Raw genomic sequence first — 16,369 nt, forward strand, 5'->3', positions numbered from 1 at the left:
GGCGGCCCGCGCCGTCGGCGCGGAAGCGTTCATCGAGAAGCTGCCGGACGGCTACGACACGGACGTCAACAAGCGTGGTGGCCGCGTGTCGGCGGGGCAGCGCCAGCTGATCTCGTTCGCCCGCGCGTTCCTCGCCGATCCGGCGGTGCTCATCCTCGACGAGGCCACGGCGTCGCTCGACATCCCGAGCGAGCGGCAGATCCAGGATGCCCTCGATACCCTGCTCGCCGACCGTACGGCGATCATCATCGCGCACCGCCTCTCGACGGTCGCGATCGCCGACCGCGTGCTCGTCATGGAGCACGGGCGCATCATCGAGGACGACGTTCCCGCGGCACTGATCGCCGGAACGGGCAAGTTCGCGCAGCTGCACCGCGCCTGGCGCGAATCGCTCGTGTGAGTCTCGTCGTGTGACGAACGGATGCCGGGGCCCGAAGTCGGGGCCCCGGCATCCGTCGTCTGCGGGTGACCGCCTGTGCCCCCGGATTCGGACCGCGGCCTCGGATTCGGATCAGTTTGCGTGATCCGGTCAGAATCCGAGACAACACTCCGAATCCGAGCGTGCGAGGGGACTGCTCACCTGTCGACGTGGACGCCCTGCGCGATCGCGCGAGCGATAGCGCGCTCCACGATGTCCCAGCGGTGCAGGACTTCCGCGTAGGTGAACCGCAGGACCGTGTAGCCGCGGGCGACGAGTTCACGATCGTGGGCGGCGTCACGGGTGCGATCGGCGGCCGTCGAGTGGAACGCGAATCCGTCGAGCTGCACGATCAGACGCTCGCCGATCAGCGCATCGACGGGGTGCCCGGCGACGACCTGCTGGAACCGGACCGCGATGCCGACTCCTCGCATCCTCACCGCGAAGATCGTCTCGAGACCGGAGTCGTGGAGTCCTGTGATCAGCTCGCAGAGTTCGCGTGCGGATGCCGACCGCCACCGCACGCGGCGCAGGTCGGCGGGCGTGAAACGCTCGACACGACAGGCCGATTCCCAGAGGACTGCTGCGGTCTCGGCGTCGGCGCACGTCGCGATGTGATCGAGGGTGTCCTGCGTCGACTCGAGAAGGGACGTTCGGCCGACGGGGACGAGCGGGCGGGTCCAGTGGACGACGTGATTCCCGCGCGGCCGCTCCGCGTGAGGGCACACATGGAGGTGGAGCCCGGCGTCCGTCGAGGGAGGTATCCACCAGCCACGTCGACGAGCCGCTGACACGCACGCGATCCGTGCCGTGGCCGAGGCGGCCGCGCGCAGATCGTCGGGCGCGTTCGGCGTCGCGATCCAGTACCGACGGACGCGATCCACCTCGCCGGTGGAGCAGGCACGTTGCAAACCGTGAGCTGTTCCTCCCGCGGCGAGGATCGTCGCGCGGTGCACGATCCCCTCGTGCGCGTCGACGAAGGCCCGGTAGTCCATCGCATCACGATGACCGACCGGAGGATCCGTTCTCGCGGGAGCGAGGATGCAGGGTGCAGGGGGCTGATGCCGCGCGTGCTGTGCAGGAGGCCGCGAGGCCCTGTCATGCCGGGGGTGGTGCGCCTGGATTCGGACCGAAACTCCGAATCCGAGGCCAACGGGTGGGTGCCGCGCGTGCCGCGCGCTCGTCGTGGCGGGGTCAGACCGCGCCGGCGCGGTGGACGGCGGAGCCGAGCGGGTGTGCGGCGGTGATGTCGGCGAGGGCGAGCGCGCCGTCGATGCCGACACCGCGCGGTGCGACGATGCGGAGCCCGGAGCCGTCGTCGAGCTCGTCGATGAAGGCGGCGTGGAGTGTCCGCGACGAGAACACGCCTCCGATCGCGCACACGTCGAACGTCGCCTCGTCGGTGCGTACCCGGCCGACGGCTGCTCTCGCGCTGTGCGCGAGCTCGTGCGCGGCCCGCCGGGCGATGTCCCGCGCGACCTGATCGCCGGCGTCCGCTGCTTCGGCGACCTCGCGGGCGAGGGAAGCCACCACCCGCACTCGGTCGTGATCGGCCTGCAGTGCCATGTATGCCTGCGTCAGATCCGGCCACCGCGAGAGAGCGGCGTCCGTCAGGACCGTGGCGGGACCTCGTCCGTCGTAGGCCCGCATGACGGCGTCGAGAGCCTCGCGGCCGATCCAGTAGCCGCTGCCGGCGTCGCCCATGATCCAGCCCCAGCCGTCGACGCGCGCGGTGTCGGATTCGCCGACGGCGAGAGTGACCACCCCGGTGCCGGCGGCGACGACGGCCCCGTGCCGATCACCGAGGGCGCCGAGGAACGACGTCGTCGAGTCGTGCGCGAGCATCGTGGCACGAACGCCGTCGTCGCGGATGAGGGAGAGCAGAGCATCGGCGTCGGCGTCACGGTCGGTCAGCCCCGAGATGCCGGCGGTCACGACATCGAGCTCGGCGCCCGTTCGTGCGAGCGTGTCCTTCACCACCTGGGCGAGCTGCGGAAGCAGCGGGGTCCCGGTGTGGATCCCGTGGAACGCCAGGTCTTCCCGGCGCTGCCCATCGTTCATTCGCACCTTGATGTCACTTTGGCCCGCATCGATGGCGAGCACTCGGCGCGCGTTCATCGTCCTCCTCCGCTTCCGGCGCCCGCGAGCGACCGGTACTGCTCGCGCAAGAAGGCTCCTGCCGGCTTGCCATAAGGACAGTAGTCGTCGTTCGTCGCGGCGGCGTCGCGGTCGTACAGGTGGGCGGGCCAGTCCCAGAGGAAGAACCCCGACATCCACTCCCGCTTCGCGCACGCATCGAACATGGCTCGGTAGTAGGCGAGCTGCGCCTCACCCGAGGGTGCTCCCTCGAGCTGCCAGTCGTTGGGGCGCGCGGGAGAGTTCTCGCGCGAGGGGCATCCTGCCTCCAGGAACACGAACGGCTTGCCGGATGCCGTGACCACGCCCTCGATCCGGTCGAGGTTCTCCTGCCACGCATCGATCGGGTAGTAGCCGCTCGACGAGATGACGTCGACGGCGTCCCACCAGGTGACGCGGTCTTCCTGGTACTTGTCGCAGTTGTAGGTGAGGAGTCCGGTGAACACCTCGCGCACGGCGCGGATCAGCTCACGCCAGTGCGCGTCCTGTCCATCGGCCCGCACCATCTCGCACCCGATGCTGAGCATCGCGCATCCCTCGGCTTCTGCGATGCGCGCGGCGTCGAGGATGAACGCGCGGTACGAGGCGAACCATTCGGTCCAACTCGGCTCGCCGGGCACGTCCCAGTCGAAGAAGCCGATGAACGCCCGCCATGTCCCATCGGCGACGTTCACGACGGGCTTCAGGCACACCTGGAGTCCGCGGGCATGAGCCCCGCGGATGGCGTGCACGATCTCGTCCTCCGTCACCGTCGGTTCCTCTCGGAACGGGATCTCGGTCGAGAACGCGGTCGCTTGCAGAGCGGCGTACGAGAGCGCTGTCCACGTCACGCCGTGGTCGACCATCGCATCGAGGGATGCCGCGGCCTCGGGCGTCGTCCACGTGCCGCGCACGCCGGTCCACCCCCAGGTCATCCCGCAGACGGGTCCGTCGATCAGGCTCATCCGGTCACCAGCTGGTTCGCGGAACGCAGCACGCGCGGGTCCGAGAGCGCGTCGGCGTCGAGACCGGCGTCGCCGTCATGGCGCACGACGACGCGCCGAGTCTCCCCGGGGAGCAGGGTGAAGAGCCCGTCGTCGGGCTGCGCCGACGGGTGCACCTTGTCGGCGAGCAGGCTCACGTCGCGGGCGAAGCCCTCAGCCGTGATGCTGACTTCCGTGCCGCCTTCGACGGCCTGTGTCGTGACCGACAGTCCCGCCTCTCCGAGGGTGGAGTCGCGCGGCTCGGCGAAGTACCAGACTCCGCGGGCCTCGCCGGCGTCGAGCACGAGTGCTTCGTCGGCGGCATCCGTCGCCGTCGCGAACTCGTCGTCGATCGACACCGTCAGCGTGCCCCGCGGCGTGAGTGTCACCTCTGTTGTTGCGCCGGCGAGCTCCTGGCCCGCGAACGACACCCGGCGCGTGCGGAGTGCGACGTTCCAGGTCTCATCGGTGTCGTTGCTCAGGACCGCCGCCAGCCCGCCGTCACGCGGCTGCACCGTGACGACGCGCGGCGCGAAGGCGTTCTTGAGCGCGTGGTACAGGGGCTTCACCCGCTCGGCTCCGTCGATCGCGGCCCACGAGGTCACCGGCCAGCAATCGTTGAGCTGCCACACGACCGCACCCATCGTGTGCGGCGCGTGCGAACGGAAGTGATCGAGCGCCGCGCCGACGGCGAGGGCTTGGTTGAGCTGCATCGCCCAGTGCCAGGTCTCCATGTCCGCCGGCACCCGGAAATGGGGAAGCAGCCCGTTCGTGAGTTTCACGTTGCCATCGGTCGCCTTCTGGTGGACGATCATGCCCGGCGACTCCGGCGTCAGCGGAGCATCGTCGACCGATTCGACGAGCGTCGTCCACGCCGGCGGTGCCTGCCACCCGAACTCGGCGACGAAACGCGGCGTGTGGCTGCGATAGGTGGTCCAGTCACGACGGTTCCACTGCTCCCACAGGTGCATGCTGCCGTGCTGCTCGTCGTTCGGGTGCGGTCCCGTCTGACGAGCGGATGCCGCATCCCACCCGGTCTCCGGGCTGAACGGACTGCCGGGGGCGTACGGCACGTGAGGCGCGAGTTCGGCGATGATCGCGGGGAACAGCTCGTAGTAGTACGTCGCGCCCCACGTCTTGCCGTCGAGGCTCAGCTTCCAGCCCCAGTCCTCGAAGCCCCACAGGTTCTCGTTGTTGCCCACGAGCTGGGTGAGCGAGGCGTGCGACGCGAGCCGCACGACGTTCTCGCGGGCTTCGGCCTCGATCTCGGAACGAAGAGGCTCCTCCTCGGGGTACGCCGCGCACGCGAACAGGAAGTCCTGCCAGACGAGGAGCCCTCTCTCGTCCGCGAGGTCGTAGAAGTCGTCGGACTCGTACAGGCCGCCGCCCCAGACGCGGATCAGGTTGATGTTCGCATCGAGGGCCTGCTGCAGACGACGCTCGTAGCGGTCGCGGTCGACCCGCACGGGAAGGGCGTCGTCGGGGATCCAGTTGACGCCCTTCACGAAGATCGGACGGTCGTTGACGACGAGCGTGTACGGGGTGCCCGCGGCATCCGGCTCGGTGTCCCACTGGACGGTCCGGAAACCGATCCGACGGGAGGTCGCGTCGATCACCGCGTCGTCCGCGACGAGCTCGATGTCCACCGTGTAGAGCGGCTGCGCGCCGTGGCCGACCGGCCACCAGCGTTCGACCGAGGCGAGGTCCACCTCGACGCGGCCGTCGCGCTCGCCGAGTGTCGCCTCGGCGGTCGCGGTGCCGTCGATGCCCGGCCCACTCACACTCAGGCGGGCGGTGAGGGGGCGGCCACCGGCATCCGCTCGTTCGAGGACGACGTCGACCGCGACGCGGCCCCCGTCGCCGTCGGGCGTCGCCACGACCCGCGTCTCGGCGAGGCGGGCCGCCGACCACGACTCGAGGCGCACCGGCTTCCAGATGCCGCTCGTGTAGGTCGCGATGCCCCAGTCCCACCCGAAGCTGCACGCAGACTTGCGGATCGCCTCGTAGGGGAGCGGGTAGGGGCGGGGACGAACTCCGAGGTCGAGGCTCGCCTGGTTCGCGTACGGCACCGGCGCGCGGAACGCGACCTCCAGCTCGTTGTCGCCGTCGCGGAGGAGAGCGGCCACGTCGTAGCGGTATGAGCGGTGCTGGTTCGCGACCCCGCCGACGACCTCGCCGTTGAGGCGGATCGTCGCGACGGTGTCCAGGCCATCGAAGACGAGGTCGTGACGGTCGCTCCCGTCGGGCGTCCACGCGAAGGCGGTCCGGTACGTCCAGTCGACGAGGCCGATCCAGGCCAGGAGCGACTCGTTGTCGCCGTGGAACGGGTCGGGGATGAATCCTCCCGCGAGCAGGTCGACATGGATGCTGCCCGGCACCGCGGCGGGGACGGTGAGACCGTCGAACGCGTCGGGAGCGGGGCCGTCGGCGGCGCGGACGGTCCATCCGTCGTGGAGGGGGCGGCGGGAGAGGTGGGTCACTTGACAGCTCCTGAGGTGAGGCCCTGATAGATCCATCGTTGCAGCACCAGGAAGGCGACCAGGGTGGGGATGATCACGACGAGCGTGCCGGCCGCGATCACCTCCCACTGTGCGCCGAACGGGCCTTTGAATCGGAAGAGGGACGTGGAGATCATGCCCTCGGAGGGCAGGTAGAGGAAGGGGGCGTAGAACTCGTTGTAGACCGCGATGCCCTTGATGATGACCACCGTCGCGATTGCAGGCCGCAGGAGCGGCAGAATCACTCGCCAGTAGATGGTCCACCGGTTGGCGCCGTCGATCATCGCCGCTTCGTCGAGCGAGACGGGGATCGACTGCATGAACTGGATGAAGAGATAGATCGCGATGATGTCGGTGCCCATGAAGAGCAGGATCAGCGCGGCTTTCGTGTCGTAGAGCCCGAGCCCGTTGACGAGCTGGAACGTCGCGACCTGACTGGTCACGCCCGGGATGAGCGTGGCGAGCAGGAACAGGCCCATGACGAGCTTCTTGCCGCGGAAGGCGAACCGGTCGAGCGCATACGCGGCCATCGTCCCGAGGGCGATCGTGCCCACGAGGGACACCGCGAGCACGATCGTCGTGTTGACGAAGCCCTCGAGCATCTTGCCGCTCGTGAACGCTGTCACGAAGTTGTCGAAGTTGAGCCAGTTCGTGGGCGGGTCGAAGGGGCCGGTCGCCGCGTACTCGCTCGAGCTCTTCATCGAGGCGAACAGCAGCACAGACAGCGGCAGCAGCGTCACGATCGCGGCGATCACGAGGCTCGTGTACTTCGCCGCGGTCGCGCTCATGCCGCCCAGTCGCTGCAGCGGAGTCCGCCCGGAACGGCGCCGGGGGAGGGGTGTCGGCTTCGTGGGCGGCATCAGGGTGGCGGTCATGTCAGATCCACCTTCTCGTCGGGGAACACGCGTCGCTGGATCCAGGTCACGACCAGGACGATGGTCAGGAGGACGACGGCCATGGCCGACGCCAGACCCACCTGGCGGAAGGAGAACGCGGTCTGCAGGGTCTGGATGACGAACGTCGATGAGCCGTTGGCGCCGCCGGTCATGATGAAGGGCACCTCGAAGACCGAGAGGCTCCCGGCGATGGCGAGGATGAAGGACAGTCCGATGATGCGACGGATGCCGGGGGCGATGATCGACCAGAACTGCTGCCACTTGTTCGCGCCGTCGAGTTCGGCGGCTTCGTAGAGCTCGCGCGGGATCGACTGGATCGCGCCCAGGAACAGGACGAAGTTCAGGCCGGTGTACCGCCAGACCGAGGTGCCGGCGAGCGACCAGTTGACGACGTCGGGGTCGCCGAGCCACTGCGGCGGATCGGCGAGACCGAACCACCCGAGCACCGTGTCGAGCGTTCCGCCGGGTTGGAAGAGATAGAGGAAGACGAAGCCGATCGCGACGCCGTTGATCAGGTACGGGAAGAAGAGGATGCCGCGGAAGAGGCTCGAGAACCGCGTCGAGAAGCTGAGGATCACCGCGAAGTAGAGCGCGATCGCCATCTGCGCGAAGGATGCGGCGAAGTAGTACAGGCTCACGCCGAAGACGCTGAAGATGCGCGGATCGGTGAACACCTGCACGTAGTTGTCGAGTCCGACGAAATTCTTCGTGAGGTCGATGCCGTCCCAGTCGGTGACGGAGAAGTAGAAGAGGTTGACCGCGGGCCAGTAGGTGAACAGGAGCAGCAGTCCGACCGCGCCGGACAGGAACAGCCACGGGGTGAGTCGTTGCACGATCCCGCGTCCCGCCCCGCGCGACCCGGCGCCGGGTGCGCCGGCCGCGCGGCGGGAACCGCGCAGCCGGCGCGCCCGGGCGGGCGCGGACAGGACCGCAGGGGCATCCGCGGGAGCGGAGCCGGGAGTTGCGATCGCCATCGTGATGACCTCAGCCGAGCTTCTCGGCCGATGCGCCCCAGCGCTTGTTCAGGTCGGCGAAGTAGCTGTCCTTGTCGCCGTCGGCGGCGCCACGGGCGATGTCGACGAGCTTCTGGCGGTAGAGCGGGCCGTAGAGGTCGATCTGCGAATCGTCGGCGATCGCGTTGATCAGCCCTTCCTTGCCCGCGGGGGCGGCATTGATCTCCATGAGCTCGACACCCGAATCCTCAAACCCGGTCAGGTTGGCCGGCAGCGGCTTGTCGATGACGGGGGAGATCATGCCCTGAGCCTCGGTGTAGCCGGACTCGGCGGCGACCCACTGGATCCACGCCCACGCGGCGGCCTTCGACTTCGAGTGCTTGCTCACGGCGAGGTTGTAGTCGCCGCCGATCACGGCGTACTGCGTGCCGTCGACGTTGGCCGGGAAGGCCATGTAGCCGATGTCATCGGCGGATCCGCCGTTGGCCTCGGCCGCGGCCTGCATCTGCGAGATGGCCCACGAGCCGAGAGGCATCGTCGCGATCTTGCCGGTGCCGAGGTCGACCTTCGACTGCTCCCAGTTGGTCGTGAGCGGATCCTTCTCCGTGAGTCCGGCCGCGACCGTGTCATAGAGGAAGGAATCGACCGCGTAGGCGTCGGTGCCTTCCGTCCACGGTGCCGCATTCTCGGCCATCGTGATGGGAGCGTCGGGGTCGTGCGTGATCGAGCCGAGGTTGCCGAACGCCTGCGTCAGCGGCCAGCCGTCTTTGTAGTTGGTGTACATCGGCACGGCGTCCGTGTTGTCCTTGACCTTCTGCAGCGTCTCGAGCCAGCCGGCCTCGTCGGTCGGCAGTTCGGTGATGCCCGCCTCGTCGAAGACCTTCTTGTTGTAGACGATGCCGTTCGCGTTGCCGCCGAAGGCGATGCCGTACTGGGTGCCGTCGAAGCTCGCCGCCGGAAGGAAGCGGTACGTGTCCGTGAAAGACGACGTCTTACCGAGCGGTTCCAGGAACTGCTCGAACTGGTCGGGCTTGATGGCGGGGATGCCGATGACGTCGCCGTAGTTGGTGGTCGACATGCGGGTGAGCATCTCGCCGGCGTAGTCGGTGATCCCCTCGAAGGTCACGGTGACGTCGGGATACTCCTTCGTGAACTCCTTGGCGTACTTCTCGAAAGTGCCGTCTTCGACGAGATCGGTGCGCCAGGTGACGACCTTGATGTCGCCGGCCACCTTTCCGTCGATGGTGTTGTCGGCGGCATTCTGCGTGCCTCCGCCGGCGCAGCCGGCGAGCGCGATGCCGACGACGGTGAGCGTCGCGGCTGCGACGCCGATCCGTGTGCGTGCCATGTGTGCGTCTCCTGTCAGGTTCGTCTTCGAAACCACTCGGGTGCGGGTCGGCAACGTCGCCGACGCGGCTCACGTTAGCCTCGCGAAACGGCGCTCACAAGGGCCGAATGTCAGCGCTGTCTAAGTGTGTCCCGCAACCCTGCGAACGTCTCGATTTCAGTCTGACCGGGTTTTTCTCTTGTATGTGAGCGACTCTGTTGTCGGTCAATGTCGCATAAATGTCCATCGTCGTCATTTGCGCACCGGCTGCTATGGTCGACCCTAGGGAGGACCGATGACGGTGCAACAGCGGGCCACGCTCGAAGACGTCGCGCGGCTGGCCGGCGTGAGTTCGAAGACCGTGTCGCGCGTGTTCGCCCAGCGCGAGCTCGTCGCGCCTCAGACAGTGGATCGTGTGCTGTCAGCGGCGAAGCGGCTCCGCTTCCGACCCAACAGCCTCGCTCAAGGGCTCCGCCGCGGCGGCAGCCGTACCGTCGGATTCATCATCGGTGAGCTGAGCAATCCGTTTTATTACAAGGTCGCCGCGGGCATCGAGAAGGAGCTCTCCGCCCACGGCTTCAGCCTCGTCGTCGCGACGACCGACGACACGGAAGAGGGCGAGGGAAGGGTCGCCGACGCGCTGTTGGCGCAGCGGGTCGGCGCTCTCCTGCTCATCCCCGTCGGCGATGACCAGTCCTACCTCGAGGGTGAACGCCAGCTCGGCACTCCGATCATCGCGATCGACCGCCCGGCGCGGAACCTCGCCGCCGACTCGATCGTCCTCGACAACCGCGTCGCGGTCCTCGAGGCGACGCGGCGGCTCACGGCGCTCGGGCACCGTCGCATCGCGTACGTCTGCAACCCGGCATCCGTCTGGACCCAGTCCGAGCGACTCGCCGGCTACCGCCAGGCGATGTCAGAAGCCGGCATGGACTCCGCACCGTGGGAGATGCTGGGCGACGATCTGACGATCCCGCCGCGGGAGCTGGTGCAACGCCTTTGGCAGCAGGATGCCGCCCCCACGGCAATCATCGCCGGGAACAACCGCGTGACGATCGGCGCTCTGCGCGCCCTGCAGGCGCGAGACGATCAGCAGACCGCGCTCATCGGGTTCGACGACTTCGACACCGGGGACGTCCTCGGCGTCTCGGTCATCTCCTACGACCCGCTCGAGCTCGGACGGCGTGCGGCGACGCTCGCAATCGAGCGGATCGGAGACCCGTCGGGCTTCGTCCGGCAGATCGTGCTGCCGACGTGGATCATCGAGCGCGGAACGGGCGAGCGTCCGCCGGTGGACTGAGTCGCCTCAGACGCGCGCGGCGAGGAACTCGGCCTGCCGCATCCACTGGTGGGCCTGACCGCCCTCGTGCTCGTTGAAGGGGAAGACCTCGATCTCCTTGTCGGCGCCGGCCCACGCGTTGAACGCGGCGAACACGGTCGACGGTGGGCAGATCGGGTCGAGGAGCGCGACGGAGAAGAGGGATGCCGCCTGTGCCCTGGCCGCGAAGCTCACCCCGTCGAAGTACGAGAGGGTCTCGAACACGCGTTCCTCGGTGCCGCGGTGGACGGCGAGGTAACGGACGACCTCGTCGTAGGGGTCGCGACCGGTCATGCCGACCGCGCGCTCGAAGTGGCAGAGGAACGGCACATCGGGCATCGCCGCGACGAGCCCGTCGCTGAGCGCGGCGGCTGCAATGGCGATCCCGCCGCCCTGACTGCCGCCGCAGACGGCGACGCGTGCCGCATCCACCTCGGGCAGGGAGCGCACCGCGTCGATCGCGCGCACGGCGTCGGTGAAGACGCGACGGTAGTAGTAGGTCTCGGGATCGTCGATCCCGCGGGTCATGAAGCCCGGGTGGGCAGGTCCCGAGCCGTGCGGATCGGGCGTCGCACCGCCCGCTCCCCAGGCGCTGCCCTGCCCGCGGGTGTCCATGAAGAAGTGCGCGTATCCGGATGCCGCCCACCCCAGCCGTTCGACGGGGAGACCCCGGCCGCCGCCGTAGCCGTTGAACTCGACGACGGCGGGGAGGGCGCCGTCACGGTCGGCGGGGAGCAGCAACCAGCCCTTGACCGGGTCGCCCGCGAACCCGGGGAAGGTGACGTCGAACGCATCGATGCCACGGAGGGGCGTCTCGACCGGAGTGACGATGGGGGAGCCGCCGGCCTCGCGGGCACCCGCGATCGTGCTCGACCAGAAGTCGTCGAAGTCGGCCGGGACGCGCACCTCCGGTCGGTAGTCGCGGAGGTCGGGGAGGGCGAGATCGAAGCGCGGCACGGCCTCACCCTAGCGTCCGGCGGGCCGGCGTCGGAGATATCTCGACATCGAGAGAAACCGGGGTCGTGCGATACGCTGAGAAGCATCCGCGACGCCCTTTTCTTGGAGACGACACGTGCCTGATTCCACCATCATCTACACCTACACCGACGAGGCTCCGGCGCTGGCGACGGCGTCCTTCCTGCCGATCGTCGAAGCGTTCGCCGGAAAGGCCGGAGTCCACATCGACACCCGCGACATCTCGCTCGCGGGTCGCATCCTCGCCCTCTTCCCGCAGAACCTCACGCCCGAGCAGCAGGTGGGCGATGCGCTCGCCGAACTCGGTGGCCTGGCGACGCTGCCGGAGGCCAACATCATCAAGCTGCCGAACATCTCGGCATCCATCCCGCAGCTCAAGGCCGCCATCGCCGAGCTGAAGGCCGCCGGCTACGACATCCCGGACTACCCGGATGAGCCGAAGGACGACGCCGAGAAGGACGTCCGCGCCCGCTACGACCGCGTCAAGGGATCCGCCGTCAACCCCGTGCTGCGCGAGGGCAACAGCGACCGTCGCGCGCCCCTGTCGGTGAAGAACTACGCCCGCAAGCACCCGCACCGCAACAAGCCCTTCGCCGACGGCAGCAAGACGCGCGTCGCGACCCTCGGGCACGACGACTTCAAGTCGAACGAGACCTCGACCGTCCTCGAGAGCGACGACGTCCTGTCGATCCGCTTCACGGCGGAAGACGGCTCGGTCACCGAGCTGAAGTCCGGCCTCAAGGTCCTCGCCGGGGAGGTCGTCGACGCGACGTTCCTCTCGGCGAAGGCCCTCGACGCCTTCCTGGTCGACACGATCGCTCAGGCCGCCGCCGAGGACGTCCTCTACTCGGTGCACCTCAAGGCCACGATGATGAAGGTCAGCGACCCGATCATCTTCGGACACGTCGTCCGCGCCTTCTTCGCCGAAGTCTTCTCGCGCTTCGGCGACAAGCTCGCTGCCGCGGGCCTCACCCCCAACGACGGCCTCGGTGCGATTCTGGCGGGACTCGGCCACGTCGAGGGCGGGGACGAGATCCGCTCCGCGTTCGACACCGCGATCGCGAACGGCCCGCGCCTGTCCTACGTCAACTCCGACAAGGGCATCACGAACCTGCACGTCCCCTCCGACGTGATCGTGGATGCCTCGATGCCGGCCCTCATCCGCAACGGCGGCAAGCTGTGGGGCGCCGACGGCGGCGAGGACGACACGATCGCCGTCATCCCCGACTCGTCGTACGCCGGGGTCTACCAGGCGACGATCGACGATGTCATCGCGAACGGCCCGCTCAACCCGGCGACCATCGGATCCGTCCCGAACGTCGGCCTCATGGCTCAGGCCGCAGAGGAGTACGGCTCGCACGACAAGACGTTCGCGATCGCCGCGGCCGGCACCGTGGACGTCGTGAACGCCGCGGGCGAGGTCCTCCTCTCCCACACGGTGCAGCAGGGTGACATCTGGCGCGCGACCCAGACCAAGGACGTCGCCATCCGCGACTGGGTGAAGCTCGCCGTCACGCGCGCCCGCGCCACGGGCGTTCCCGCCGTGTTCTGGCTCGACGAGAGCCGCGCGCACGACGCGAACCTCATCGCGAAGGTGAAGGCCTACCTCGACGACCACGACACCGAGGGACTCACGATCGAGATCCTCGCGCCGGCCGAGGCGACGCGGTACTCGCTCGAGCGCATTCGCCGCGGCGAGGACACCATTTCGGTCACCGGCAACGTCCTCCGCGACTACCTCACCGACCTCTTCCCGATCCTCGAGGTCGGCACGAGCGCCAAGATGCTCTCGATCGTCCCGCTGCTCGCCGGCGGCGGACTGTTCGAGACCGGTGCGGGCGGATCCGCCCCGAAGCACGTGCAGCAGCTGGTCGAGGAGAACTACCTCCGCTGGGACTCGCTGGGTGAGTTCTTCGCGCTGGCGGCATCCTTCGAGCACCTCGGTGACTACACCGGCAACGCGCACGCGAAGGTCCTGGCCGACACGCTCGACGCCGCCACCGGCACGTTCCTCGAAGAGGACAAGTCGCCCGGTCGCGCGCTCGGCACGATCGACAACCGCGGCAGCCACTTCTACCTCGCGACCTACTGGGCGCAGGAACTGGCCCGTCAGACCGTCGACGCCGAGCTCGCTGCCGCCTTCGCTCCCGTCGCCGAGGCGCTCGTCGCGAACGAAGAGAAGATCGTCGCAGAGCTTGTGGCAGTCCAGGGCGCACCCGCCGAGATCGGTGGCTACTACCGTCCCGACCCCGCACTGGTCGAGAAGGTCATGCGCCCGTCCGCGACGCTGAACGGCATCATCGACGGACTCTGATCCGCAAAGACGGATGCCCCGGCCGCAACTGCGGGCCGGGGCATCCGTTCGTTCGGGGGAGCGTCAGAACTTGATCTGCGCGACGACCTCGCCGTACTCGGTCTCGTCGACCGGGGTGAATCCGACCCGGCGGAAGAAGGCATCCGGGCCGCCCTCGCCGGCTTCGTAGATCACGTTGAGGTGATCGAAGCCGCGGGCGCGGGCTTCGTCGATGAGCTGATCGACGGCGTACCGTCCGACGCCGCGGCCCTGGTCGTCGGCGTCGACGTTGATCCGCCACAGCACGGAGCGGAAGTGCTCGTGCGGGGCGTCCTCGTCGAAACCGGCGCTCACGAAGCCGACGACTTCGTCGTCGTCGAGGATGACGCGCTGCCACGAGGTGGCCGGGTCGACGACGGTCGCTGCGATCGCGTAACTCTCCGGTGCGATGAAGCGTTCCTGGCCCGGCTTGAGCGAGAGGGTGTTCACGGCGACGATCGTCGACGCCGACAGTTCTTCTACGCGGAGGTCAGCCATGAGCACAGGCTAACCGTGATCGCTGTGGTGTGCACCTGAACGATCGATGCGGTTCCGCGTCAGGAGTGGATCCAGACGTCGCCGCCGTCCGGCATCCAGTCGTAGAGCTTCTTCGCGGTGGCGGGCGGCATGTTCACGCAGCCGGCGCTCATCTGGTTGCCGAAGTTGTTGTGCCAGTAGGCGCCGTGGAAGGCCTGGTTGCCGTTGAAGTACATGACCCAGGGCACGTCGGGCTGCGTGTACTTGTTGCCGGTGTCGCGCGAGGTGCCCTTCATGTCCTGCAGGGGTGTGCGCCACCCGATCGAGTAGCGACCGGGGAAGGTCACGGCGCCGTCGCGACCACTGGAGATCAGCCAGGTGTCGACGACCTTGCCGTTCTCCTTCAGATAGAGGCGCTGTTCGCCGAGATCGACCTCGGCCAGGCGTACTGTGCTGACGGTGCTGCGCGGCGTGACCTCGACCGGCAGCTCGTACGAGGCGTCGCCGCTCGCGAGCTGGTCGGCGAATTCGCGGGCGACTCCCGACGTGTCGCCGAGGACGCGGCCGTCCTGTCCCTCGGCGAGAGTGGAGAGCGTCCTGCCGGCTTCGCTGGCGAGGACGTTCGCGCTGACCGGGTCCTGATTGACCTGGTCCGGGAGCGCGTCGACGGCCGTCTGGATCGCGGCGGCATCCACCGTGTAAGAGAAGACGCCCGCGTCATCGGCGTCGACCGTCAGCCAGGAGGCGAGGGTGTCGGCGGAGATCGGAACCGTGCGCTCGTCGCCGGCGTAGAAGCCGGCTTCGGAGGTCATGTCGTTGAGGCTGGCCGCGGTCGCTTCGGCGGCAGCCGTCGTGACGATGGAAGCGACGGGCTCGGGAGTGGGGTCGACCGTCACGGTGGACTGCCCGTCCGCGAGAGCGGACTCGAGGGCCGTGCGGACGGCGTCGACCGAGACACCGGTTCCGTCGACGGCGGGCGTGACGGTGTAGGCGCCCTTCTGGAATGAGACGGCTGCGGGCGTCGGGTCGGTGTACGCCTCGGGAAGCGCGGCGCGGAGGACGTTCGCCGCCCGGTCTGCGTCGAGGGTGACGTCGGGCGTGCCGTATGCGGCGGACCAGGCGGTCACGTTCCACATCGGGCTGCCGGCAAAGGCGGCGTCGGCGAGGGCCGACGCGTCGATCGAGGCACCGAGGTCCGCGGCCGAGACGGTCGGGCCGCCGTCGCCGAGGGAGACCTCGATGGACGACAGTCGCGACGAGATCGTGTCGGCGGCTGCACCGGCGGTCTGGCCGCCGACAGGGACACCTGCAGCCGTCGTGCCCGGAGCGATCAGGATGAGCGAGCAGACCGTCGCAGCGGCGACCACGACGGCGACGGGGACACCGACCTTCAACCACAGGCGGCGGGGGCGGGGTGCGGGTTCAGCGGGTGCCCAGCGCACGTCGAGCGGCGCGTCCGACGAAGAAGTGTCGTCGGCGTCCTGGCGTGTGATGATCTCGGACATCGATCTCCCCCGAGCTGCGGCCTGACGTACCGGACGCCACGGGGATCCGGGGTCTCGTCGCCAGAGCGAATGTCACTTCCGAAAAGGGTACGCGACGTGGGCTGAATACGACTCAGGCACCGCACAGATCGTGATATTCGGCGACCCCTGAGCGGATGCGGTCGGTCGCTTCCGCGAGGCCCGTCACGCTCCCGACTTCGCCGTCCGCGGCGGCGGCGCTCGCGTCCGCGAGCACGTCGAATCCGGCGCGGAGCTCCGCGACGACCGCTTCGACGCGGGCGTTGTCGATCGAGCCGGCGGCTTCGGTCAGTCGGGCACGCACGTCCGCGGTCGCCGCCGCGGCGGCGGCAGCGTCGGCGGCATCCGTCTCGGAGAAGGACGTCATCGCGGCGTCGACGGCGTCTGCGAGCGTTCGGCAAGCGGTCTTCACGCTCTGCGAGTCGCCCCGGTCGGTCTCGGGTGCGCATCCGATGGTCAGGACGGCGACCGTACCCAGAGCGACGAAGGCGCGGACGGCGCGAACGGAGCGGGATGCAGGCACGACGAAACTCCTCGGATCTGGGGGGCCGTTC

General features: G+C 68.6%; 14 protein-coding genes. 3 read left to right on the forward strand and 11 right to left on the reverse strand.

The window, feature by feature from the left end; genetic code table 11:
• A partial coding sequence (locus tag MO1_RS07010) for an ATP-binding cassette domain-containing protein (RefSeq protein ID WP_157526380.1) occupies nt 1–400 on the forward strand: 400 nt, incomplete at its 5' end.
• Between the two features lie 176 nt (nt 401–576).
• Here MO1_RS07010 and MO1_RS07015 read toward each other — a convergent pair.
• The 7 genes from MO1_RS07015 to MO1_RS07045 form a co-directional block, all read right to left on the reverse strand.
• The gene (locus MO1_RS07015; protein ID WP_060915630.1) at nt 577–1,413 is read right to left on the reverse strand and encodes an endonuclease domain-containing protein; all 837 of its coding nucleotides are present in this window, start codon (nt 1,411–1,413) and stop codon (nt 577–579) included.
• 199 nt (nt 1,414–1,612) lie between these two features.
• Nucleotides 1,613–2,536 (reverse strand): N-acetylglucosamine kinase, encoded by a 924-nt coding sequence (locus tag MO1_RS07020; RefSeq protein WP_060915631.1) that lies wholly within the window; start codon nt 2,534–2,536, stop codon nt 1,613–1,615.
• Nucleotides 2,533–3,498, reverse strand: a complete 966-nt coding sequence (locus MO1_RS07025; protein WP_036313045.1) for a glycoside hydrolase family 113 — start codon at nt 3,496–3,498, stop codon at nt 2,533–2,535. Before MO1_RS07025 ends, MO1_RS07020 begins: the two co-directional genes overlap by 4 nt.
• A complete protein-coding gene (locus MO1_RS07030; RefSeq protein ID WP_036313042.1) occupies nt 3,495–5,996 on the reverse strand; it encodes a glycoside hydrolase family 2 protein in 2,502 nt (833 codons plus the stop codon). The genes MO1_RS07025 and MO1_RS07030 overlap by 4 nt, the downstream gene beginning before the upstream one ends.
• Nucleotides 5,993–6,889: a carbohydrate ABC transporter permease gene (locus MO1_RS07035; RefSeq protein WP_036313039.1), complete on the reverse strand. Its 897-nt coding sequence runs from the start codon at nt 6,887–6,889 to the stop codon at nt 5,993–5,995. The genes MO1_RS07030 and MO1_RS07035 overlap by 4 nt, the downstream gene beginning before the upstream one ends.
• A complete protein-coding gene (locus MO1_RS07040) occupies nt 6,886–7,884 on the reverse strand; it encodes a carbohydrate ABC transporter permease (RefSeq protein WP_036313035.1) in 999 nt (332 codons plus the stop codon). The genes MO1_RS07035 and MO1_RS07040 overlap by 4 nt, the downstream gene beginning before the upstream one ends.
• 10 nt (nt 7,885–7,894) lie before the next feature.
• A complete protein-coding gene (locus MO1_RS07045) occupies nt 7,895–9,211 on the reverse strand; it encodes an ABC transporter substrate-binding protein (protein WP_036313030.1) in 1,317 nt (438 codons plus the stop codon).
• A 274-nt stretch (nt 9,212–9,485) separates the two neighbouring features.
• Between MO1_RS07045 and MO1_RS07050 the strand changes: the two genes are divergently transcribed.
• Nucleotides 9,486–10,490 carry a LacI family DNA-binding transcriptional regulator gene (locus tag MO1_RS07050; protein ID WP_060915632.1) on the forward strand — a complete coding sequence of 335 codons (1,005 nt, stop codon included), beginning with the start codon at nt 9,486–9,488 and terminating at the stop codon, nt 10,488–10,490.
• A gap of 6 nt (nt 10,491–10,496) precedes the next feature.
• Here MO1_RS07050 and MO1_RS07055 read toward each other — a convergent pair whose 3' ends face one another.
• The gene (locus MO1_RS07055) at nt 10,497–11,465 is read right to left on the reverse strand and encodes an acetylxylan esterase (protein WP_036313025.1); all 969 of its coding nucleotides are present in this window, start codon (nt 11,463–11,465) and stop codon (nt 10,497–10,499) included.
• A 115-nt stretch (nt 11,466–11,580) separates the two neighbouring features.
• Between MO1_RS07055 and MO1_RS07060 the strand changes: the two genes are divergently transcribed.
• Nucleotides 11,581–13,797: an NADP-dependent isocitrate dehydrogenase gene (locus MO1_RS07060; protein WP_060915633.1), complete on the forward strand. Its 2,217-nt coding sequence runs from the start codon at nt 11,581–11,583 to the stop codon at nt 13,795–13,797.
• 63 nt (nt 13,798–13,860) lie between these two features.
• Here the strand turns inward: MO1_RS07060 and MO1_RS07065 are convergent, their stop codons facing one another.
• From MO1_RS07065 to MO1_RS07075, 3 genes are all read right to left on the reverse strand, one after another.
• A complete protein-coding gene (locus MO1_RS07065; RefSeq protein ID WP_036313287.1) occupies nt 13,861–14,313 on the reverse strand; it encodes a GNAT family N-acetyltransferase in 453 nt (150 codons plus the stop codon).
• A gap of 59 nt (nt 14,314–14,372) precedes the next feature.
• On the reverse strand, nt 14,373–15,797 hold the full coding sequence (locus MO1_RS07070) for a L,D-transpeptidase family protein (protein ID WP_060915634.1): 1,425 nt from the start codon (nt 15,795–15,797) through the stop codon (nt 14,373–14,375).
• Nucleotides 15,798–15,909: 112 nt separating this feature from the next.
• On the reverse strand, nt 15,910–16,338 hold the full coding sequence (locus MO1_RS07075) for a hypothetical protein (RefSeq protein ID WP_036313016.1): 429 nt from the start codon (nt 16,336–16,338) through the stop codon (nt 15,910–15,912).
• Nucleotides 16,339–16,369 lie beyond the last annotated feature (31 nt).

Origin of the sequence: Microbacterium oleivorans NBRC 103075, assembly GCF_001552475.1 — a bacterium.
Taxonomy (GTDB): Bacteria; Actinomycetota; Actinomycetes; order Actinomycetales; family Microbacteriaceae; genus Microbacterium; species Microbacterium oleivorans.